Origin of the sequence: Mesotoga sp. H07pep.5.4, assembly GCF_003664935.1 — a bacterium.
Classification (GTDB): Bacteria; Thermotogota; Thermotogae; order Petrotogales; family Kosmotogaceae; genus Mesotoga; species Mesotoga prima.
Window position 1 is genome coordinate 1 of the sequence record NZ_JFHM01000028.1, and the last position, 20,870, is coordinate 20,870.

Annotated in this window: 19 protein-coding genes and 1 pseudogene; 7 read left to right on the top strand and 13 right to left on the bottom strand. The window is 47.0% G+C overall.

The features are described from left to right. Positions 1-295 precede the first annotated feature (295 nt). Positions 296-418 (bottom strand): hydrolase-like protein, encoded by a 123-nt coding sequence (locus Y696_RS12065; protein ID WP_121510695.1) that lies wholly within the window; start codon positions 416-418, stop codon positions 296-298. 100 nt (positions 419-518) lie between these two features. On the opposite strand from Y696_RS12065, the gene Y696_RS12070 reads away from it, so the two are divergent. The 6 genes from Y696_RS12070 (at position 519) to Y696_RS12095 (ending at position 6,814) form a co-directional block, all read left to right on the top strand. Then, positions 519-1,856, top strand: a complete 1,338-nt coding sequence (locus Y696_RS12070) for an MATE family efflux transporter (RefSeq protein WP_121510682.1) — start codon at positions 519-521, stop codon at positions 1,854-1,856. Between the two features lie 299 nt (positions 1,857-2,155). Continuing rightward, positions 2,156-3,259, top strand: a complete 1,104-nt coding sequence (locus Y696_RS12075; protein WP_121510683.1) for an ABC transporter substrate-binding protein — start codon at positions 2,156-2,158, stop codon at positions 3,257-3,259. Between the two features lie 65 nt (positions 3,260-3,324). Next, positions 3,325-4,266 carry a branched-chain amino acid ABC transporter permease gene (locus tag Y696_RS12080; protein WP_121510684.1) on the top strand — a complete coding sequence of 314 codons (942 nt, stop codon included), beginning with the start codon at positions 3,325-3,327 and terminating at the stop codon, positions 4,264-4,266. 4 nt (positions 4,267-4,270) lie between these two features. Then, the gene (locus tag Y696_RS12085) at positions 4,271-5,317 is read left to right on the top strand and encodes a branched-chain amino acid ABC transporter permease (protein WP_183084231.1); all 1,047 of its coding nucleotides are present in this window, start codon (positions 4,271-4,273) and stop codon (positions 5,315-5,317) included. Then, on the top strand, positions 5,314-6,108 hold the full coding sequence (locus Y696_RS12090) for an ABC transporter ATP-binding protein (RefSeq protein WP_099772372.1): 795 nt from the start codon (positions 5,314-5,316) through the stop codon (positions 6,106-6,108). Before Y696_RS12085 ends, Y696_RS12090 begins: the two co-directional genes overlap by 4 nt. Continuing rightward, positions 6,098-6,814 carry an ABC transporter ATP-binding protein gene (locus tag Y696_RS12095; RefSeq protein ID WP_006489481.1) on the top strand — a complete coding sequence of 239 codons (717 nt, stop codon included), beginning with the start codon at positions 6,098-6,100 and terminating at the stop codon, positions 6,812-6,814. The genes Y696_RS12090 and Y696_RS12095 overlap by 11 nt, the downstream gene beginning before the upstream one ends. 11 nt (positions 6,815-6,825) lie before the next feature. On the opposite strand, the gene Y696_RS12100 is transcribed toward Y696_RS12095, so the two are convergent. The 12 genes and pseudogenes from Y696_RS12100 to Y696_RS14525 all read right to left on the bottom strand — a co-directional run. Beyond that, positions 6,826-7,455, bottom strand: coding sequence for a glycerol-3-phosphate acyltransferase (locus tag Y696_RS12100; RefSeq protein ID WP_014731880.1), 630 nt, complete (start codon positions 7,453-7,455; stop codon positions 6,826-6,828). Between the two features lie 7 nt (positions 7,456-7,462). Then, positions 7,463-8,236, bottom strand: coding sequence for a DUF1295 domain-containing protein (locus Y696_RS12105; protein WP_099772373.1), 774 nt, complete (start codon positions 8,234-8,236; stop codon positions 7,463-7,465). Between the two features lie 9 nt (positions 8,237-8,245). Next, positions 8,246-10,063: a DAK2 domain-containing protein gene (locus Y696_RS12110; RefSeq protein ID WP_121510685.1), complete on the bottom strand. Its 1,818-nt coding sequence runs from the start codon at positions 10,061-10,063 to the stop codon at positions 8,246-8,248. Positions 10,064-10,194: 131 nt separating this feature from the next. After that, positions 10,195-10,395, bottom strand: coding sequence for a cold-shock protein (locus Y696_RS12115; protein ID WP_006489472.1), 201 nt, complete (start codon positions 10,393-10,395; stop codon positions 10,195-10,197). A gap of 175 nt (positions 10,396-10,570) precedes the next feature. Next, positions 10,571-11,881, bottom strand: a complete 1,311-nt coding sequence (locus tag Y696_RS12120; RefSeq protein ID WP_121510686.1) for a hypothetical protein — start codon at positions 11,879-11,881, stop codon at positions 10,571-10,573. Between the two features lie 151 nt (positions 11,882-12,032). After that, positions 12,033-13,256, bottom strand: coding sequence for a DUF58 domain-containing protein (locus Y696_RS12125; protein WP_121510687.1), 1,224 nt, complete (start codon positions 13,254-13,256; stop codon positions 12,033-12,035). After that, positions 13,243-14,193 (bottom strand): MoxR family ATPase, encoded by a 951-nt coding sequence (locus Y696_RS12130; RefSeq protein ID WP_006489466.1) that lies wholly within the window; start codon positions 14,191-14,193, stop codon positions 13,243-13,245. Before Y696_RS12130 ends, Y696_RS12125 begins: the two co-directional genes overlap by 14 nt. A 149-nt stretch (positions 14,194-14,342) precedes the next feature. Next, positions 14,343-15,356 carry an extracellular solute-binding protein gene (locus tag Y696_RS12135; protein WP_006489464.1) on the bottom strand — a complete coding sequence of 338 codons (1,014 nt, stop codon included), beginning with the start codon at positions 15,354-15,356 and terminating at the stop codon, positions 14,343-14,345. Between the two features lie 15 nt (positions 15,357-15,371). Beyond that, the gene (locus tag Y696_RS12140) at positions 15,372-16,160 is read right to left on the bottom strand and encodes an ABC transporter permease (RefSeq protein ID WP_006489462.1); all 789 of its coding nucleotides are present in this window, start codon (positions 16,158-16,160) and stop codon (positions 15,372-15,374) included. Then, positions 16,160-17,044 (bottom strand): ABC transporter permease, encoded by an 885-nt coding sequence (locus Y696_RS12145; protein ID WP_121510688.1) that lies wholly within the window; start codon positions 17,042-17,044, stop codon positions 16,160-16,162. The genes Y696_RS12140 and Y696_RS12145 overlap by 1 nt, the downstream gene beginning before the upstream one ends. Continuing rightward, positions 17,034-18,182, bottom strand: a complete 1,149-nt coding sequence (locus Y696_RS14520; RefSeq protein WP_039882484.1) for an ABC transporter ATP-binding protein — start codon at positions 18,180-18,182, stop codon at positions 17,034-17,036. Before Y696_RS14520 ends, Y696_RS12145 begins: the two co-directional genes overlap by 11 nt. An 81-nt stretch (positions 18,183-18,263) precedes the next feature. Beyond that, positions 18,264-19,415: pseudogene (locus Y696_RS14525) on the bottom strand (DUF401 family protein); the annotation flags it as partial. 67 nt (positions 19,416-19,482) lie between these two features. Between Y696_RS14525 and Y696_RS12160 the strand changes: the two are divergent. Further along, entirely contained in the window at positions 19,483-20,418 is a 936-nt protein-coding gene (locus tag Y696_RS12160) for a S9 family peptidase (protein ID WP_006489459.1), read from the top strand. Positions 20,419-20,870: the final 452 nt, after the last annotated feature.

The window sequence follows — 20,870 nt, forward strand, 5'->3', positions numbered from 1 at the left end:
TATAACCAAGAACTGGACTTATCTTGCATCCCCTGCCTCTCTTATTCTAACAAACAACCAAGAACGGTTATTCCGAAAACGCCCAATTCCGTCATTCCGACAAAGCTCCTGGTCGGAATCTCAATGCTATTGCTTCACGGCTCTCCACGACGAACGGATAACCGTCCAACGGCCAACCAGTTCCTTTGCTCTTCCAACCTCTTACCACTGACCTCTACCCTCGGTCTTTCGAAGCCTAGATCCTGAACAGGAGCATTTCAGGATGAAAGAATAAGTTCGTTCTGATCAGATCACTTTAATTTGCTTGCTCTTTTTCTTTGGTTTTTGCCTCCTGGCGCTTAAGCGCCAGCATCACTTCCTCGCGCCAGCGAGCCTCACTTCCTGCCGGAGGCAGCATCACTTCTGATCTTGATGCCACCAACCCGCTATCCCCAACCACGGTCTTACAACTCCCTTCTTATTTCGTAACTGTTGTGTTATAAATGGAATAGTACGTAATCGAAATCATAGGAGTGAAGATGAAACGAGTCAATATTCTGAATGAAAACATGATGAGTGCCCTTTTTAAACTCGCCTGGCCGGCTGTTCTTACCATGCTCTTCCAGACTGTATACAACATGGTCGACGCATACTGGCTCGGGAAGCTGGGAAAGATTGAGATCTCCGCACCCACAATTGCGTGGCCTGCAATCTTCTTGTTGATCTCTATTGGCGGAGGATTGGCGGTGGCCGGACTTGCGCTAGTCTCTCAAAATCTCGGAGCAGGAAGAAAGGAAGAGGCCACACATGTAGCCGGACAGGTTATTTCCACAAGCTTCGCCGTCGCTGTTGTTCTCGGTCTTCTCGGTGCGATCTTCTCCGAAGCCGTTTTAAGACTTCTTAGTATTCCGCCAGAGTTGCTTTCAGTTACCAATATTTATATGAGAACGATCTTTCTGGGAGCTCCATTCACCTTCACGATGTTCACTTTCAATTCACTCTTCACCGCTATTGGTGATACAAAGACACCGATGTACTTGATGGGTTTCTCTGTAACGGTGAATGCACTTATCGATCCTCTCTTGATATTCGGTATAGGCTTTCCCAGACTGGAAGTCTTCGGTGCCGCGCTTGCAACTGTAATATCAAGAGGAGTTGTAGTGATTATCGCGACGGTCATATTATTCAAAGGAAAGAGAGGATTCAAAATCAATTTCAGGGATCTTAGGCCAAAGTGGAAGACTCTTGGCCGCGTCTTAAGAATAGGCCTCCCATCCTCAGCCGGACAGTCGATCACGGCTCTTGCGTTCCTAATAATTACCTCGATGGTTGCCGGCTTCGGTTCGGTTGCAACCGCTGCCCTGGGCGTGGGAAACAGGATAACTTCGCTTGCAACGATGTTCTCTTTCGGTCTTTCCCAGGCAACGTCGTCGATGGTTGGGCAGTATCTAGGTGCTGGAAGAAAGAGTGACGCTTATTCAGTTGTATGGAAAGCGACCGGAATAAACGTGTTGATTGTTGGAGTGATCAGCACCGGCACGTTCTTCTTCGGCAAGGAAGTGACGGCGTTTTTCATCAACGACCCGCTCGTATTGATTGAAGGAGAGAAGTATTTCAGAATAGTCTCCTTTTCGATACCGATCTTCGCAAGTTACAACATCTTCGACATGGCTTTAAGAGGCTCGGGCCATACAATTCAGTCCATGATTCTCAATATCACTAGACTATGGGGGATACGCCTTCCTCTGATATACTTCTTCGGTATGTCCATGGGAATCACAGGAATATGGTACGCGATGTTCGTAAGCAATCTGGTGATTTCCTCTGCAGCGGCCATAGTTATTTTCATGAAGCGTTGGCTGAACCCGGTTATTTAGGATAGAACATGTCAAGTCCAATGTGAGGTAATTACTACCGTTTACAGACGATGTCTTCGATATTTTACCAAAATTCTCTTCATTGTTTCACTTCGTAATATTTCCTTATTGTCATTAGTGGTAGTATTCGTACAACATGCAAATGCTCGAATTTCTTCGTTCTGGCTAGTTAAATATACGTTCGGGGGAATAATTAGCTTAGAACACTGATTTCTGTTCTTGCTTGGATTTGAAAGAATGTTCATCAGATTATGGGTTAGTCTCATTCACTTGTAACCACTTCAGGAGGAGGTAGAAGTATGAGAAAACTCTTTGTAATTCTTTTAGTTGTCTTTCTTTCAGTATCAGCGCTTGCTTCAATCAAGGTAGGTGCGATTCTTCCGATGACCGGCGGAGTCGCCGCGTTTGGCCAGATGATATGGCAGGGAGTCGAACTTGCCAACGAGCTTTTCCCTGAGGTTCTTGGGGAAGAAATCGAAATCGTCTTACTCGACAACAACTCCGACAAGGTTCAGGCAGTGAACACCGCCCGTCGTGCGATCGAGCAGGAAGGGGTTGTTGCTATCATCGGGCAGGTAATAAGCTCGAACACAATTGCCGGAGGAACGGTTGCAGAAGAAAACGGCGTTGCAATGGTTTCTCCCAGCTCGACAAATCCCCTCGTAACTCAGGACAAGAAGTATGTTTCCCGTGTCTGTTTCAGCGATCCCTTCCAGGGGGTTGCGGCAGCGATGCTGGCATTCAACAACATGGGTGTGGAAAACGTTGCCGTCTTTGTAGACGTTGAGCAGGATTATGCCGTCGGATTTGCAAATTACTTTAAGGAAACGGCTCTCGAGCTTGGTGGAAGCGTATTCTACGAGTACTACAAATCTGGAGACCAGGACTTCACGGCCCAGGTTTCCGATGCCATCTCCAAGGGTGCCGGTGCCTTCTTCATTCCCGGTTACTATCAGGAGATCGCCCTAATAGCCATCCAGGCCAGACAGCTTGGTTTCTACGAGCCGATAATAGCGGGCGACGGGGCGGCCGTGCCGGAAACTATTGAAATCGGTGGAGAGGCGGTAAACGGACTGTACTTCACAACTCACTACGATGCAGGAAGTCCAGCAATTACAGAGAATGCGAAGCTTTTCGTAGAAGCCTACACCGCCAAATACGGTGAAGCTCCCGGAACATTCACCGCCCTTGGGTTTGACACATATCTGGTCGTCAGGGACGCAATAGAACGCGCGGGTAGCACAGATAGAGAAGCCATAGCAAAGGCCGTTCGACAGACGAAGGATTATCCTGCCGTGACGGGAATAATCACTATCGATGAAAACGGTGACGCGATAAAGTCCGTTGCGATTGTAAAGATAGAAGACGGTAAGTTCGTGTACGATACAACGATCAATCCGTAATGAAGGTGGGGCTTTTCTAGGCCCCACCCTCTCCTTTCTCTTTTCAATCGGCCGGAGGTGTAAGCTTGGATCCTAAGACTCTTCTACAAAACTTTGTCAACGGTCTTAGTCTCGGTTCCCTTTATGCCCTGATAGCGATAGGCTATACAATGGTTTACGGGATTCTAAGGCTGATCAATTTCGCTCATGGCGACATCTTCATGATGGCCGTCTATTTTGCTCTGTTCTTTGTGACTCTTGCGCAGCTTCCGTGGTATCTGGCGGCCATTCTTGCCGTAGCTTGCGCTGCTCTTCTTGGATTTACTGTTGACAGGATTGCCTACAAACCCATCAGGAATGCCCCTAGAATATCGGCGCTGATAACGGCTATCGGTGTCTCTTTCTTTCTTGAAAGTCTTGCGGTAGTCGTATTCTCCGGTATCCCGAGATCATTCCGTACTATCTTCCCCCAATCTCTCAATGAAATGATTATCATAGGCGGCGAGATGGAGGTCAAGTATGGGAGAGAGGTGATAGTCGGCGGGATAAGATTTCCGGTAATCTCTCTCATAACACTTATCGTTGCTGCAATCGCACTTGTCTTTTTGTGGTGGTTCATTTTCAGGACAAAGGTTGGAATGGCTATGAGGGCCGTTTCCCTGGATATTCAGACGACATCGCTTATGGGAGTCAATGTCGACAGGGTAATCGGAATGACATTTGCACTCGGTTCGGCGCTTGCTGGGATCGGTGGAATACTCTGGGCAATAAGATATCCCCAGGTCTGGCCCTATATGGGATTCATACCCGGAATGAAGGCCTTTGTCGCCGCCGTCTTCGGAGGAATAGGTTCAGTGCCGGGAGCGGTTCTCGGAGGTCTGATACTTGGAATAACCGAAGTCATGATGGTAGGAATAATGCCCGGGGCGGCAGGTTACAGAGATGCCTTCGCCTTCTTCATCCTGATAATCGTCCTTTCAATCAAGCCATCCGGTCTGCTTGGAAGACCTGAAATAGTAAAGGTGTGATTGAATGAAGAAGCGGACCAAAATTATACTCACTTTGATAGCATTACCCTCCATAGCGCTTCTTCTTTTTCTTTCGCAGGAATTACTGAACAGCTATTATTCGAGAATAATAACGCTTATCGGTATATATGGAATCATGGCGGTAAGCCTTACATTGGTTAATGGAATATCGGGAGTCTTCTCACTGGGACATGCTGGGTTCATTGCGGTTGGAGCATACACTTCCGCGCTCCTGACTCTGTCGCCGGAGCAAAAGGAGATGACCTTTCTCATTGAGAAACTGGTGTGGCCTTTGAACTCTATTCAGATTCCCTTCTTCTGGGCAACGATAATTGCCGGTCTCGTCGCGGCCGTATTTGCTTTCCTGATCGGTTGGCCGTCTTTGAGGCTTACAGGCGACTACTTTGCAATTGCGACCCTCGGCTTTTCCGAAATAATCAGGATCTTTGCGCTTAATCTCAATTCAATAACAAACGGGGCGCTGGGCCTAAAGGCGCTTCCCGATCACACGAATGTCTGGTGGGCATGGGGCTGGTTGTTTGTTACCGTAGCCACTGTCCTGAGTCTTGCTTACAGTTCCTTTGGAAGGGCCTTGAGGGCTATACGAGAAGACAGAGTCGCGGCTCAAGCGATGGGGATAAATGTCTTCAAGCATCAGTTGACTGCCTTTGTTCTTGGCGGGTTTTTTGCGGGGATTTCCGGGTCTTTGTACGGACACTGGCTCAGCACAATCGATCCTAGGACAAATACGTTTGGCATCCTTCTCACCTTCAACGTTCTGATAATGATAGTTCTCGGCGGGCTGGGAAGCATAACAGGAGCTATAATTGGCGGAGCGCTCTTTGCTTTCCTTAGTGAGTGGCTACGCTTCCTCGAGGGTCCCATGAATATCCTGGGTTTCAAGATTATGGGCATAAGCGGGATGAGAATGCTCGTCTTCTCGGGACTCTTCGTGATAATTATGATCTTCTGGCCGAGGGGACTGATGGGAAGAAGTGAGTTCTCCTGGGATGGACTCGTTTCTGTTTTCAAGAGGAGATACAAGAGATGAGTCTGCTCACACTTGATAATGTCACAATGAAGTTCGGCGGACTCACCGCAGTGAAGGATGTAACGCTTCGCGTAGAAGAAGGCGAGATCTTTGGCTTGATCGGCCCGAACGGTGCCGGAAAGACGACGATCTTCAACATGGTAACGGGACACTACAAACCCACAAATGGTCGTATATTGTTCAGGGATAATGAGATAACGGCGCTCCAACCGGATAAGATAACAAGAACTGGGATTGCAAGGACTTTTCAGAACATCCGTCTGTTCAGAGATCTTACCGTTTTAGAGAACGTAATGGTTTCTCAACACCATACGATTGCAAGCAATGGAAAGGCCGTAAGCTGGTTTTTCAAAAGCGTTTCCAGACTGGGTTATTCCAAGAAAGAACAGGAGATGAGAAACAAGGCTCTTGAACTGCTGAGTGTTCTCGGTCTCGAAATGCTGGCGAATGAAAAGTCCAGCGCGTTATCTTATGGTTCGCAACGACTACTGGAGATTGCAAGGGCAATGGCGACGGGGGCGACTCTTCTCCTTCTCGACGAACCGGCCGCCGGTATGAATGCCTCTGAAACGGCAGGCCTTGTAGATACTATCAGAAGGATTCGCGACGATTTCGGCCTTACAGTTCTGCTCATAGAGCATGATATGAAACTGGTAATGGGGCTTTGTGAAAGGATAATGGTTCTGGATCACGGAAGGACCATCAGTGAAGGGGACCCCGCCTTTGTTCAGAAGGACGTGAGGGTTATCGAAGCCTATCTGGGTAGGGAGTGGGTTACGGTTGGCAAATGAAATTCTCAGCGTTGATGAGCTCCAGGTTTCATACGGTGTCATCAAGGCAGTAAAAGGCATAACGCTCTCCGTTGAGGAGGGCAGTATTGTAACTATAATAGGCTCTAATGGCGCCGGGAAGAGCACCACGCTTGGTGCCGTAAGCGGACTGATAAGGCCCTCCGGTGGAAAAGTCTCTTTCAGAGGAAACAATATCAACAGGCTGGGAGCCGCCAGAACGGCAAAGCTTGGGATTTCTCTCGTACCTGAAGGAAGGAGGATATTCTCAAATCTCACGGTTAGAGAGAATCTTCTTATGGGAGCATACAACAGGAAGGACAAAGAAGAGATAGAAGGCAACTTCGAGGCGGTCTTCTCGCTTTTCCCTGTTCTAAAAGAGAGATTGAAGCAGTCCGGAGGAACGCTTTCCGGTGGAGAACAGCAGATGCTGGCTATAGGTAGAAGCCTTATGGCGAATCCCGATCTAATAATGATGGATGAACCTTCGCTCGGTCTAGCACCCATTGTCGTTGAAGAGGTTTTTCAGGCAATCCAGACACTCAATTCGCGGGGAGTTACCATACTGCTTGTCGAACAGAATGCGGCCAAGGCCCTTGAAATATCGAAATATGCTTATGTGCTGGAAACAGGAAAGATTACACTTCAAGGTTCAGCAAAGGAACTACTTGAAAGTGAAGAGGTTAGAAAAGTGTACCTGGGAATTTGAGAGAATCACCCTTAGGCCCCTTTTTGCGGGGCCCTTTTCTTTTTTCTTATGTGCGCCCGCAGCCCCGGTTCTTCTCCCCGCAAAATCCTCTGAATATTCTCGAGATTTCTAGCTATCATGATTACTGCAATGGGTATCAAAAGAAGAGATATTCCCCATCTGTACCCAAAGATTCTGAAAAGGAAGATCATTACTGAAGAGACTGCAATAATGCCCGGAGCCGCGTAGTCCGTAATCGCGATAAAAGCGAGAAGTATGACCATACAGATCAGGGCGACCTGGTAATCAAGACCTATAAGGCCACCGGCCAGTGTTGCGGTTCCCTTCCCACCCTTGAACCTCAGAAAGACGGGATACATATGACCGATCGCGGCAAAACTGGCCGCAATGAAAAGCATCTGATAGGTCCAGTGAGGGGAGACGCCCTTAATAATCAAGATCGTTCCCAGGCCCTTCATGAAGTCGATAGCTCCAGTGAGGATTCCAATCTTCCAGCCCTTTACGGCAACCATGTTGGAAGCTCCCATATTACCGGTGCCCTGTTTTCTTATGTCGAATCCATAGAGACTCTTCCCGATGAGAAATGCTGTGGGAATGGATCCAATCAGATAGGCCAAGAGCGCGGAGAACAAGATTTCCATATCTACGTCACGACTTCTTTCTAGGGAACCAGGGGACAAATGCGTTTGTTTCTTTCATGTACTCCCTGAATGCCGGGTACTGCTTGTATTTCCGTTCCAGATAGGGCACTCCAGAAACGAATCTCAACAATATGGTTATTGTTATCGGGCTTATGATTGCCCATATTCCCCCTTCAATTGAAAGGGCAATGACGAATATACCCCACCACTGAACGGCCTCGCCGAAATAATTGGGGTGGCGAGAGTATCTCCACAAACCCTTTGTCATTATCTCTCCGGGTTTCTTAGTCTTCACGAAATCCCTCAACTGCTTATCTGCTATTGCTTCGATGGAAAAGCCGCAGACCCAAATAAGAATTCCGAGAACGTCCAAAAATCCAAATGACCTTCCCGAATGGCTATTAATTAGCATTACTGAGTAAGAGATAATCACCATAAAAAGGCCCTGCAACATATAGATCTGCAAGAAGGATCTTATCAATACCTTCTCTCCCCACTTCTCTCTCATCTGAACGTAACGGAAATCCTCACCACGCCCCCAGTTTCTTTTGAAAATATGTGTGGTCAATCTGATTCCCCAAAACGCAATCAAGATAGTCGTGATTACCTGCCTTGCATTGAACTCTCCATACACGAAGAGCGTGAACAAAGCAACAACAACGAATCCAGCGCCCCAGCCTATATCGACAACGGAATTGTCTTTCTTTAAAGTGCCGATAGCAAAGAACAGAGACATGTAAGCAAGGACCACTAAAGAACTGGAAAGAATCACATAAGTCATCTCTTCACCTCACTTGATATTGACATCGGGAGACCAGGTGTCTCTTTCGCAAAGCACGGAAACGCTTACAGCACCGACCCCCGCGCTAATACCAACAACAGGGGAGACTTCCATAATGTACTCGGGCTTCTTTCCAAGCAGTTTCATGAGGCTTTCCTCGTACGCTTTTGCGGTCTTGTGGGCATGAGCGTGAGTAATATTGTAAGATACAACGCTGCACTTTCTGTTCAGCTCTTCCACAAAACCAAGTATCTTTTTCATGTTGCCTAACTTGCTGAAGGCCTTTCCGTAGAGTTTCGAATTTCCTTCCTTGTCTACCGATACAATCGGCTTAAGATTCATTGCCTTACCGACCAGCCCTAGAACTGGACTTACCCTTCCACCTTTCACCATGTACTTCAAAGTGTTGACACTCACGAAGATCCTTGTGTTTTTTGACAGGGACTCGATTGTTTCTGCGATTTCATCGTGGCTACGACCTTCCTCTATCATTCTGGCGGCCGTGAGCGCGAGCAGACCAATGGACCCCGAAACATGCCGGGAGTTTATTACGCTGATCTTTTTGTCCTTCATGCGTTCTGCGGCTTTGGTGCTGGCGTTCCATGTACCGCTTAGTTTGTCCGAGACGTGGATAGCTATAATAGAATCATAATGGGTTCCAAGAAAGTGGTACAAATTCTGGAAAGTGTTCAATCCCGGTTGAGCCGAAACCGGATAGTCCTCCGTCGTGTCGAGAAGCGTGTAGAATTGATCTGCCTTCAATGTTATTTTGTCTAGATACTGACTCTTGCCGAAGTTGAGATACAATGGCACCATCTGAATCTGGTAGTAGTCAATTACCTCCTTCGGTAAATCGCAAACGGAGTCAACAACAAGTGCGATCGGATACTTCCTCTTCTGACTCACCCTGTACTGCATCTCCATGTCATCGACTTTCTGCTGAGTAACTGTGCCGAAGTCCTTCAGCTTGAAGAAGAGCTCTGCCGGTTCATTAGTATGAACGTGGATTCTTGCCTTAGTGTCCGTTCCCGCTACCAGGGCGGAATCTCCGAACTGACTGATGATCGACTTTATTCCATTGACGTCCAGTCGAGAACCTTCGATTATCGCCTCGGTGCAGTATCTGTTCTTGATGTTGCCTTCATCTATATGGACGTGTTTTTTCAATTCGATATCGGGGATGATCTCGTCTTCAAGATTGACGCCTCTTCCGCTCAGAAAAGTCTTTATACCTTCGATGAAGGCTACGAAGCCCTTCGCTCCGGCGTCGACTACGCCGGCCTTCTTCAGCACGGCCAGCTTCTCCGGTGTTTCTTCGAGAGACTTGAGCGCTACTTCGTTCGACCGTTCGACCATCTCGAAAAACGATCTTTCCGAGTCTTCTATGGCGATCAAAGCCTCGGCCCAATCCTTCATCACGGTCAGCATCGTCCCCTCGACGGGGGTTACCATAGCATCATAGGCATATGAAATCGCTTCATGTGCTGCCTTTGCGAAGGTCTTTCTATCGATACTGTCTCTGTCTCCAATGATGGTACTCAGTCCGTGCATATACTGGGCGAATATCGCTCCAGAGTTTCCACGAGCTCCCATGAGTGCGGCATCGGCTATCGATCGCGTTGTCTTGCCAATCGAATGAGAGACATCTGTCAGCTCAAGAATAGATCGCATCGTAGAGGCGAGATTCGTCCCGGTGTCGCCGTCGGGAACAGGAAAGACGTTTATCCTGTTCAGGTCGTTCTGCTCTCTTATTACGGCAGTGGCACCAGAAGAAAAGGCATTGAAGAACATCGTTCCGTCAAGCAGATTCAAAAATTTGGAGCTCATCGTTACCTCCCACTAATTAGTTCGATTATTGATATGTTAGCACAATGACCGGGGATTAGTCAGATGGTCACGATACATAAAAAAATCGCCCGCTGAAAGCGGGCGATCGGGTTCCTTATATGGACAATCGATTACTTCGCAATTCTAACTTTTGCTGCCTGAGGACCCTTTGGACCGTCTTCGACTTCGAATTCGACTCTCTGTCCTTCGTCAAGGGTCTTGAAACCGTCCATCTCAATAGCTGAGAAATGAACGAAAACGTCCCCACCGTCATCCTTAGTAATGAATCCATAACCTTTTGTTCCGTTGAACCACTTTACTGTTCCTGTCATACTTAAATGTTCCTCCTTAAAACTACCTTGCACCACTTGCAAAGCGATAGTGTCCTTTGGACAGAATGATTATAACACACACAACTGAATAAAATGCAAGCCGATTCCAAATGAATTTGATTATTTCTAAAATGCAAGCTGTTCAATATGCGAAAAGCCGCGCACATAGTAGTTGCTATGCATTATCAAAAGTTCCTTTTTTTCTGTCCAGAAGTTCCTTCAGGCCCAGTAAAAGCTTGTGAAACTCTCTGCACTGATAGATTTCCGGTTCTAGATTCCCATATTTGACTGGAACATAGATTTCCGTAAGTTCAATTAGAAGATGCTTCAGCGAAGCCTCCGTCTCCTGAATCAGTTCGAAGGGAGTTAGCTGGCAATACTCTTCAAAGTAGAACTCTCTTAACCACTTGTAGCTTGAGATAATGAATTCTCTGTCCTCACTGAATTTGGGAGGTACAGACGCGCTTTGACGAACCTCCGTCAAGATCGTGTCTTTGGATTTAAGAGTTGAAGATACAGTCTGGTTCTTTCTAGCAATGACTGTCACAAAATACGCAAGAAGGCCAGAAAGAAGGAGAATTCCAGCTAGAGTCGACCATCTGAGAATATTGTAAGCCGCCGATTTGTTAAGGATGGCTTCGGGTTCATCTTCTTCGTTTTCTTCAGGCAGTCCTGTAACCGATTGGGAAGGCGCAAAGGACGTCTGATTGGAGGGACCGCCCGTCCCTAATACGATCTCTTCGGAAAGAGGGAGAGATCTTAAATACATGAATCCTCCAATCAGTACTGCCACTACCGAAAGAAGAACAATAGACGGAGGGATAAGACGACTCCATCGCCCCATTTCCAGGATGGCCTTCCTGGATACAACAATTACAAGGATCAAAGCTATTGTGTAGAATCCAAAGAGAAAGACAGAGTCTATAAGCCGTACCTCGGCGACTTCTTCAAGGACAAGAAAATCGATATCATCTGCAGAACCTCTTGAAGAGGGTCGAGATGTCAATACCGTAGCGTCTTTGGTGAGACCCTCTTCTGGGAATAATTCCTTTTCGCTTTCTACTAGGTTGGCCGTAGAGGTTCTTTCTTCATTTGATAAGATGCCTCCTCTGTAGTTTCCCAAAAGGCTCAGAGAAAGCAGGGGGATCAAGATTGATAGCAAAAGGAAGAGTCTCGGAACATTGCGTGTCATGAGAAGTCTGACAAGGATTACGGCAAGTGTAATGTAAGCTCCGGTTTGAAAGAGATTGGGACTAAAAGAAAGCGAAACTCCTACCATGAAGAGACCGGGAACTGCAAGACGGACACTTCTGTCCATCGAGAGTATTACTCCCACAATAGATCCCAGTGCAGAAAGCGATTGTACGACATCCGTTCTCAAGACGCCTATAAGCAGTATCGTAGTAGTGAAGAGTAAGACCGGGAGAACGAAGTAGATACTGCAGCCGGCCTTCGTTCTTCCAAAGTAGAAGAGAAAGCCTACCATTCCTGCGAGGATTAGTGCTAAAACAACTCCACCGGAAAAGAACAGCTGTACATAACTGACAGCGAATACAACGATCGAGGCGGCTATAGAGGTTTTGTCTATTTTAGAGATCTAGAAGCACCTCCTGAATCGACTGGTCGTCTCCGACCACTCATACGATTATCTGCTCTTCTTCGAGGAAGGCCGCGCGTTTCTTAAGCTCCTCGATCGTTTTCGGAAGCATTTGATAAGATACGTTTCTCTTCATCCAGGGTTCTCTGGGACTGAACGGTATTATAAGGACTACGACTCTGCTGGCGTGAGATCTTGCCCTCAAGAGTTGGGGCAGAATCTCCTCGCCGAGATATAGCGATATTAGGACAACAGTTGTCGAGGGATCGAACTGTTCAAGATCATCTTCAATTATTTCGTTCAGCTGAAATCCATGATCGACCCCCTTTGTATCTGAAAGAGCTTCGGCGAAGTCTATCCAGTCTCTCCCCCTATCGCTCAATCTCAATACCTCTTCCCCCACGCTTACCAGTCGTATACTTCCTCCGGATCTGTAGGAAAGCCTTATTAGACCTAAGGCAAGCTGAACGGCTATCTCTTCGTAATCTATCCTTATCCTTTCCCAGACATCACGGGCAAAGACCTCTCTCGAAAGATTCAGATCCAGATAGAGAACTGTTTTGCTCACGGCAGTGTATCCAAATTCCTTACTCATTAGCTTTCCGAGTTTGGCTGAGGCGTTCCAGTGTATCCTGTTCAGAGATTCTCTCTCGTATTCTTTTATCCCCTTGAAGTCAACGGGGTCTTCCATCAGTCTGAAGTCGCTCTCTCTTCCGGGAAGGAGTTCTCTTAACCTTAGAGGAAAGGTTTCAAGATCCATCACTTTGGGAAGTACAAGTACCGATTGAGGCGTACAATACGTGGCGCTGTGAGAGAAAAGTCCCAGCGGATCTCTGCAAGCAACGACCAGTCTCGAAAGATCCTTCTCGCCTCGTCTTCCGAAAACCACCTTCGATTCGACTCTGCTGTCCTCGGTAGAGGAAAGGGAGATCGAACTCTCTCTTGGTGCTGCGTACTCTCTCTCGGCTCTAATGACCGGGATTACAGTGAGACCGAGAGAAATGAGGGGTACCCTCTGAAGACTGTGAACGAGAGTAAGGGTTTCGCCCGGAAAGAGCCTTTCTCTATCAACGGAGCGATCTATTGTAAGATTTTTCAAGGTGAGTTTAGAAAGATAGTAGTAGATCCATACAACCGCAGAAAGGGTCAAAAACATTGCCGAATAAACATTGAAAAAGAAAAGGGACCAACCGACAGAGAAGCCCGTCGCAATTATGAGCGGTCCTTTTCGAGATCTTATCTCCTCCAGCTCAAGTCTTTTCATTATTGATCGGTATTGGGAGAGATTCGACTATTTCGTTTATTACATCCCTGTTAGTCCTTCTCATAAGCCGGGCTTCAGGCTTGATTATTATTCTGTGGGAAAGAATATCGCTTGCCGTTTCCTTGACATCGTCGGGAATGACGAATCTTCTGCCCCTGATACCTGCAAGGGCCCTGGCCGTTTCCATAAGGGCGATCGATCCCCTTGGACTTACGCCAAGCTGTATGTCCCGGTGGTTTCTGGTCTCATTTACGATAGAGATTATGTATTCGAGAACGGAGTCTTCTATTACTACTTCCTTGACCTGCTTTAGAACGGAATCTAGTTCGACTTGACCGGATACTGGCTTAAGAGAAGTTATCGGATGTTCGGTGGAGATTCCCTTTAGAAGTTTTCTTTCGCTTTTCTCATCGGGGTATCCCATCGTTAGGGAGATGGAGAATCTATCAAGCTGCGCCTCGGGAAGCGGAAAGGTTCCTTCAAACTCTACCGGGTTTTGAGTGGCAATTACGAAGAAGGGTTTCTCCATCTGGAAAGTCCTGCCGTCTACGGTGACCTGTCTCTCGGCCATCGCCTCGAGAAGAGCGGACTGCGTTCTTGGGGTCGTTCTGTTTATTTCATCTACGAGAAGAATCTGGGTGAAGATTGGACCCTTTCTGAAGTTGAACTCGTTTGTCTTCAGGTTGAGAATACTTATGCCGGTTACATCACCAGGCAGAAGGTCCGGAGTGCACTGCAATCTGTTAAATTCCAGCCCGAGAGAAATCGCCAGGCTTCTCGCCAGCATCGTCTTACCCACGCCCGGCACGTCGTTTATCAAGACGTGTCCACCGCTTATCAGAACGGCCAGCACCCTCTCTATAGTCTTTTCCTTTCCAACGATTACCCTGGAAATATTCTCCTTGATCTTGCTTCCGAATTCTCCAATAGAAACCATCTTTCACCTCTTAGGAAGTCTGCAGCCTGTAGAAGTGTAACACATGCAAACAAATGCTCGCAAACCCTTTCCAACTTTCAAAGAAAAACGCATCTCCTCTAGAAGACGCGTTTTTTGAACGGGCTCTGATTGCCTTGTTTGGCTCTATACTAAAGGCCGAACCGAATCTCGTTCCAGAGAGAGTTGTAGATTCTAAGATCCTCTCCAAGGTCCTTTATCAGTTCTGTATTTTCCATCTCTTTGGCAGAGTAGACAGGTTCTTCTTCCATAAGTTCTCTTGCCGGCACATTTGGTGATGGTAAGAGAAGATAATCGGAAATCTTTGCTGCAACATCCGGCCTCAATATGTAGTTAATGAACAAGTGGGCGTTATCGATATTTTTGGCCCCCTTCAGGATGACAAAACTGTCGATCCACAAAGTGCTGCCTTCAACCGGAATAAAGAAATCGATGTCCTTAAGCTCCTCTTCGGTTGCCTCGTAGAAGATGTTTTCTCCGTAGCCGTGCACAACCCAGAACTCCCCTGATAACACGCCTTTAGCGAAGAGTTCGCTGTCGAATTTCGCAATGTTTTCCTTCCAGGTTAGTATTAGTTCCTTTGCCGCCTGGAGCTCATCCGTGTTCGTTGTGTTGACGGAGTATCCAAGGAACTTGAGTGCCGCTCCGAAGACCTCTCTCATGTCGTCCAGCAACGACATCATTCCCTTGAACTGGGGCTGTTCAAAGATCTTCCATGACCTAGGATAGCTCTCTACGTATTTCGTATTGACAGCAATTCCCGTAGTTCCTACCATGTAGGGAATGCTGTATGTGTTTTCGGGATCGTAGTACATCTGCTCAATTACAGAGGGATCGATATTGACCAAATTGGGTATCAGAGATTTGTCTATCGGAATGAGCATATCTTCCTTGATCATTATGCTAGTGTAATCTGCAGATGGCATTGCAAGATCGTATCCTCGTGCTCCGGCCTTGATCTTGGCGAACATTGTCTCGTTCGAATCGTAGCTGTCGTAAGTCACATTTACGCCATACTCCTGCGAAAAGGCTTCAATAACCTCACTGGGAATGTAGTCCGACCAACCGTAGATTATGAGATTTCCCTGACCTAGTGTGAGCACGTAAACGAAAAGTATGGCACCTACGATTGTCAGTTTCTTCATCAATTGTTCCACCTCCTAAAAGATTAGCTTCCTGAATCTGCTTCCAAAGAAAGAGATGATTAGAGTCCCAACGAGGAGCAGAGTCGAAAGCGCATTTATTACCGGGGAAACCCCGAACTTTATCATTGAAAAGATCTTTAAAGGCAAAGTAGTAGATCCCGGACCGGCAACAAAAAAGGTAATGACAAAATCGTCTATCGACAATGTCAGACTCAGCAGAAAGCCTGCCATTATCCCTGGCATTATCATTGGAAGAATCACTTTTCTGAAGACCTGATTGGTCTTCGCTCCCAGATCTCTTGCCGCCTCGACCACAGAATAGTCGAAGTCCTCCAGTCTGGTCATCACCGTTACCGTGACATATGAGACACAAAAGGTTACGTGCGCTATGAAAATCGTGAAAAGACCTAATGGAATGCCTATTGCAACGAAGAATATCAGCATCGATACACCCATTAAAATGTCCGGGATAATGAGGGGCGTATAAACCAGTATGCCGAGGTAGCCTTTCAACCTTGACTGATACCAGTAGAGGGCCATTGCCGAAAAGGTTCCTATAGCTGTCGCCACAAGGGACGACGAAAAAGCTATGATGACTGTGTTGAGAAAGGCTCTCCAGACATCGGCCTGTCTGAACAGCTCAGAATACCACTTCAAAGTGAAGCCCGTCCACGAAACACCCTGTCTGGAGCTGTTGAATGACAGTAGAACTAGAGCGATAATCGGCAGGTATAGAAAGACGAAGGCCAGAGTGGCTATGGTCATAGAGAATCTGCGCTTCCCGATTACCTTCTTCGTCTCCATCAAATCTCCTCCTCGTTCATATAACTTTCGCGAACGGTAAGCCGTCTCTTGGTCTGGACTCTGTTTATTCTCATATAAACGAGGAGACCCAGAGTGGAGATCAACAGAAATATCATCGAAATCGCAGAAGAGGAGGGCCAGTTCCTTGCCGCCGTCAGCTGTTTGGCAATTAGGTTTCCCAACATCGCTCCGTCGGTCCCACCCACAAGGTCGGGGATAGCGTAAGAACCGAGGGCGGGTATGAATACCAGGATTATTCCCGCTATTATCCCCCCTCTGATCGAAGGGATAAGAACCTTCATTATCGCCTCGGTTCTCTTTGCACCTAGATCCATGGCGGCTTCTACGAGACTGAAGTCGAACTTTTCTATCGCGCTGTAAAGCGGTAGTATCATGTACGGAAGATACATATAGGATATGACAAGTATTACTGAACCCGGCGTATACGTGAGCGTCAAGGGTCTATCGAAACCGATCAGCTGTAAAAACGAGTTAATAACCCCATTTCTTCCAAGAATAACCATCCACCCAAATATCCGCACAAGGAAATTCGTCCAGAATGGGACGATTACAAGGGTTAAAAGGATATTGCTTCTCTTCGAGGTAGCTATGAAATAGGCAGTTGGCAGTCCAATTCCCAGACATATGACTGTTGAGACAAGAGATATCCACACGGTCTTCCAGAGTATCTGCCAGTATCCAGCACTGCCGAGCATTCTGGTGTATGCGGCGAGTGTGAAGGGAAGTTCTACTCCTCCATATATTCCCGGAGTGAGAAAGCTGTACAGTATGATTATCAAATATGGAATCAAAAAGAAAACGGTAAGCCACAGGACCCCGGGCATGGAGATCAGAAATCCGGTCAGATTCCGCTTACTCTTCAACAGGAACACCGCCTGTCTCTCTTAATACATAACTGTCATCGGCAAACCACCAGACATAGACATCGTCTTTCCACGTGATGATTACTTCATCGAACAAGTATCTAACGTGTTGCTTGAACGCCTTTAGATATGATTGGCCAATAGCTACCGTGTACTTCGTCTGATTCCCAAGGTAGATAGTCTCGTCGATGACGCCCTTCAGCACATTCAACTTGACACCTTCGGGAGCGACCGGCATATCCCTGGTAACCTTAACCTTCTCAGGTCTCAATGATACCTGAATTTCCTGACCCTCTAGCACTTCCATATCTTTGTAGAACCAGATCTCTCCAAATTTCTCGGTGTCCAGCAGAAAGTATTCGTCTTCTACTTTCACGACATTCCCTGTGAAGAAGTTAGTTTCTCCTATGAAGTTTGCTACGAAGGCGTTTACCGGACTCTCGTAGACTTCGAAGGGTGTTCCAAGCTGTATGATCTCCCCTTCATTCATGACGGCCACATGATCGGAAATCGACATAGCTTCACTTTGATCGTGAGTTACATAAATAAATGTTATGCCCACTTCATCGTGAATCGTATCTAGCTCCACCAGCATGTGTTGCCTTAGTTTTGCGTCGAGAGCCGCAAGGGGTTCATCGAGAAGCAACACTGTCGGTCTCCCCACAAGGGCCCTTGCGATTGCCACTCGCTGTTTCTGGCCTCCGGAGAGCTGGGAAGGCATCTTCTCGACATGGCCATTGAGACGCGTAAGATCTATCATTTCCTTGACCTTACGCCTGACCTGATCCTCTGGCTCATTTCTCAGTCTAAGGCTGAATGCAATGTTCTCGAATACATTTAGATGAGGAAAGAGTGCGTAGTTCTGAAAAACAGTATTGACTTCCCTTTCGTTTGGGGGTGTACCGATAATGTTCTTTCCGTTGAGAGTTATGTTTCCGAAGGTGGGGTCCTCAAATCCGGCGATCATTCTTAGTATCGTAGTCTTTCCACAACCGGAGGGACCCAGAAGAGAGAAGAACTCGCCCTGTTCTATCGTAAGAGAAACGTTGTCCACAGCAGTGAAAGAATCGTCGAAGATCTTGGTCACGTTCGAAAGGACAACGGAGTACTCTTTCAATTCATTCTCACCTCCAGTCATCGTTAAAGCAAGTAACAGTATAGCCTTTTGGGTCTTCAGTTGTGTTAATTCAAGTTGACTTAAAAGTAGCACAAAGACGACAATGCCGGCCGCAACCGAGAGCAAAGTGACCACCGATATCCTCTTTATGATTCTCGGATACTCGACTTTAAAGTATTCGCTCGTCAAAACGAGACAGAGGTGGACCGGCGAAACCAGAACTCCAACAACTGCGAACGTGTAAGCGAGAATCGTTGTAGCAAGTGTACCATAACCGTTACCCATACTGAGAATTAACGGAAGACTGAGACCTACCCCGGCCTGAGTTACCCCCGTCATGAATCCCATTAGGAACGGAAGAAGAATTACCAAAGTCAGGGGCGGTATCGACCAGGCGATAAGCTCGCTGCCCATAGATTGCGGAACTTCTGCGATTTCAACAAGGTCTTTGTAAAAGAAGACAGTTAAAAGCAAGATAAACGTCTTGTATTTGAGAGCCGCTAATAGCACCTTTTTCTTGTTCTTATTGAGAAGCAAATAGACTAGCGATGTCCCGAGGACGGACAGCCAGCCCGGCTGATTAAGTATCACCAGTATGATAACTGCGATTATCGGCCAGGCGCTAATCAAAAGCTCTTTTAACGCCGAGCGACTGTATCTGATCTTGATCGGCTTTCTAATCATCAGTAAATATCCGGTAACCAAAGCGACAACGCCTATGGGCATTAGCCAAAGGACAAGCGTATTGAGTCTTATCCTGGATATGCCAGATGCAATAACCAGAGCAGGGTACAGAGGCCAGAAGAACTCCATTGCGTGCCTGAACCAGTAGTTGAAGACAAGGCCGTCTTCATTTGAAATAGTGGGGTCGGATTTTGCTAGATCTTTAACCATGGGCGCGGAGAACATTGCCCCGCCAGGCATCGGAAGGAGTCCGATTATCGCAGGCATCAACGCAATCGAGACTCTTGGCTCGGGGAAAAGACTTTCAACGGCTCTTACAAATCTTGAAGAATTGCCGCTCTTGTCCATCGTTTCACCCATCAAGTATATGGAGAAAACAGTGATGATTACCTTCCAGAATTCCCAGTCGCTCACCTCTTTGGCAAAAGCGTTGAAATAGTCTGCAGGTGGAATGAGAAGAACAATACCCAAAGATATCACTGAAAAGAGGAGTGACAAAGAGATGTCCTTAAAGAGTTTTAGAGATACAATCAAAACGACGATTGCAATTGCGACCGCTAAAGTATTCATCCGTTCCTCCCAGAAGGTACAGGTTAGCTTATCGAATTATTATATACTTTTATAGAGGTAGATGTAAATGGAAAAGGAGATTTTCGCAAAGCGTTATTCCGATCACCCAGAGATTATCGAGAGATTGGAAACAAGCAAAGGTTCTAAGATCTTCCTCAAGTCGAATTATCCAGGCGAATATCCGGAGAATGGCAGCATCCCTCTGTACCTTTACGAAGGGGGCAGAAAAGGGACGGTGCTGTTTTTTCATGGAAGGGGAGAGAAGAATCTAGATTATCTCAGGTGGTTCCCGGAGAACCTCGCGAAACACGGTTACTCCGGTGCCATGATGATACTTCCCTTTCATTTTGAAAGAACCCCCGCCGGCCACAAATCGGGGGAGTTGTTTCTGGATCCCAGGACGGATGTTCTAAGAGAAAGGTTTGAAAACGCCGTTGTGGATGGTTTGACTACTTTAAACTACCTCAAGTGGGAGTGCCCCCCACCCTACTTCCTCATGGGCTACAGCTTCGGGGGTTTTATCGCGGTCATTACCGCAGCGTTAGAACCTTCCATAAGTGGATTGTCGCTTGTTGTCACCGGAGGCAATTTCTATCACATTACCTGGAAAAGCTTTGTGACCGGAGTAATGAGGGTCAAGTACGAAGAAGACGGATCCTGTAATAGAGAGAAATGCCGTAAATTGCACGAAGTAGATTACAGAGAGTTCTTGAACTCACTACAGAAGCCTGAAATCGAAATCGGGAGTGCTCCGATCTCGTGCTTCGAATACGACCCCCTGACTTACGCAAAGTTTGTCAGGTGTCCCACTCTCTTAACTGGAGCTCTTTTCGATATTTTCATTCCTAGACCTTCTACGAGAGAACTCGCCGAAATGCTTCCAGATGCTACTCTTCGCTGGATGCCTTCCGGCCATCTTACCTCCATATTGTTCAAAAAGACGATATTGAAGGGTTCTATCGATTTCTTCGAAAGAAAATGTAAAGGGAAGAGTGTTCTCTAAAACGCGCGTATCCTCCGCGGTCGCGCACACGCGCGAGGATCGAGGATAGAGGCCAGTGGTCAGAGCAGAAAATTAGTTGCAAGATGCAGTTCCAAGTTGCAGTAAAAAAGCTTAACAAAACGGGTCTGGGGTCTCGCGAACAGAACCGGCAATCAATTCAGGGTTTCAATGCAACTGAGAAAGTTGTCCGCGCAGCGGTTTGTGGAAGTCCCTCACTCTGTCATCCCGAACTTGTTTCGGGATCTAGGTTTCGATCTTATCCAAGAACGAAGAACCTGGACGCGCAGCGTCGGAACGAAGAACCGATGCTTCTTGGCGGGGACGGAGGACCGTTGACGAAAAACGGTTTTTCATAAGCGTACAGGGGTTCTGCAAAGGATCTCGCTCCCAAACCTCTTTTTCTTTGTTTCTTGCATCACTTTCTGCGTAGCAGCCTCACTTCCCCGGACGCT

Coding starts and splice junctions, on each gene's coding strand:
- Y696_RS12070 (WP_121510682.1), top strand. CDS start 519: ATGAAACGAGTCAATATTCTGAATGAAAACATGATGAGTGCCCTTTTT.
- Y696_RS12075 (WP_121510683.1), top strand. CDS start 2,156: ATGAGAAAACTCTTTGTAATTCTTTTAGTTGTCTTTCTTTCAGTATCA.
- Y696_RS12085 (WP_183084231.1), top strand. CDS start 4,271: ATGAAGAAGCGGACCAAAATTATACTCACTTTGATAGCATTACCCTCC.
- Y696_RS12090 (WP_099772372.1), top strand. CDS start 5,314: ATGAGTCTGCTCACACTTGATAATGTCACAATGAAGTTCGGCGGACTC.
- Y696_RS12100 (WP_014731880.1), bottom strand. CDS start 7,455: ATGGAAATCTTGTTCTCCGCGCTCTTGGCCTATCTGATTGGATCCATT.
- Y696_RS12105 (WP_099772373.1), bottom strand. CDS start 8,236: ATGACTTATGTGATTCTTTCCAGTTCTTTAGTGGTCCTTGCTTACATG.
- Y696_RS12110 (WP_121510685.1), bottom strand. CDS start 10,063: ATGAGCTCCAAATTTTTGAATCTGCTTGACGGAACGATGTTCTTCAAT.
- Y696_RS12115 (WP_006489472.1), bottom strand. CDS start 10,395: ATGACAGGAACAGTAAAGTGGTTCAACGGAACAAAAGGTTATGGATTC.
- Y696_RS12120 (WP_121510686.1), bottom strand. CDS start 11,881: ATGGTAGGCTTTCTCTTCTACTTTGGAAGAACGAAGGCCGGCTGCAGT.
- Y696_RS12125 (WP_121510687.1), bottom strand. CDS start 13,256: ATGAAAAGACTTGAGCTGGAGGAGATAAGATCTCGAAAAGGACCGCTC.
- Y696_RS12130 (WP_006489466.1), bottom strand. CDS start 14,193: ATGGTTTCTATTGGAGAATTCGGAAGCAAGATCAAGGAGAATATTTCC.
- Y696_RS12135 (WP_006489464.1), bottom strand. CDS start 15,356: ATGAAGAAACTGACAATCGTAGGTGCCATACTTTTCGTTTACGTGCTC.
- Y696_RS12140 (WP_006489462.1), bottom strand. CDS start 16,160: ATGGAGACGAAGAAGGTAATCGGGAAGCGCAGATTCTCTATGACCATA.
- Y696_RS14520 (WP_039882484.1), bottom strand. CDS start 18,182: ATGACTGGAGGTGAGAATGAATTGAAAGAGTACTCCGTTGTCCTTTCG.
- Y696_RS12160 (WP_006489459.1), top strand. CDS start 19,483: ATGGAAAAGGAGATTTTCGCAAAGCGTTATTCCGATCACCCAGAGATT.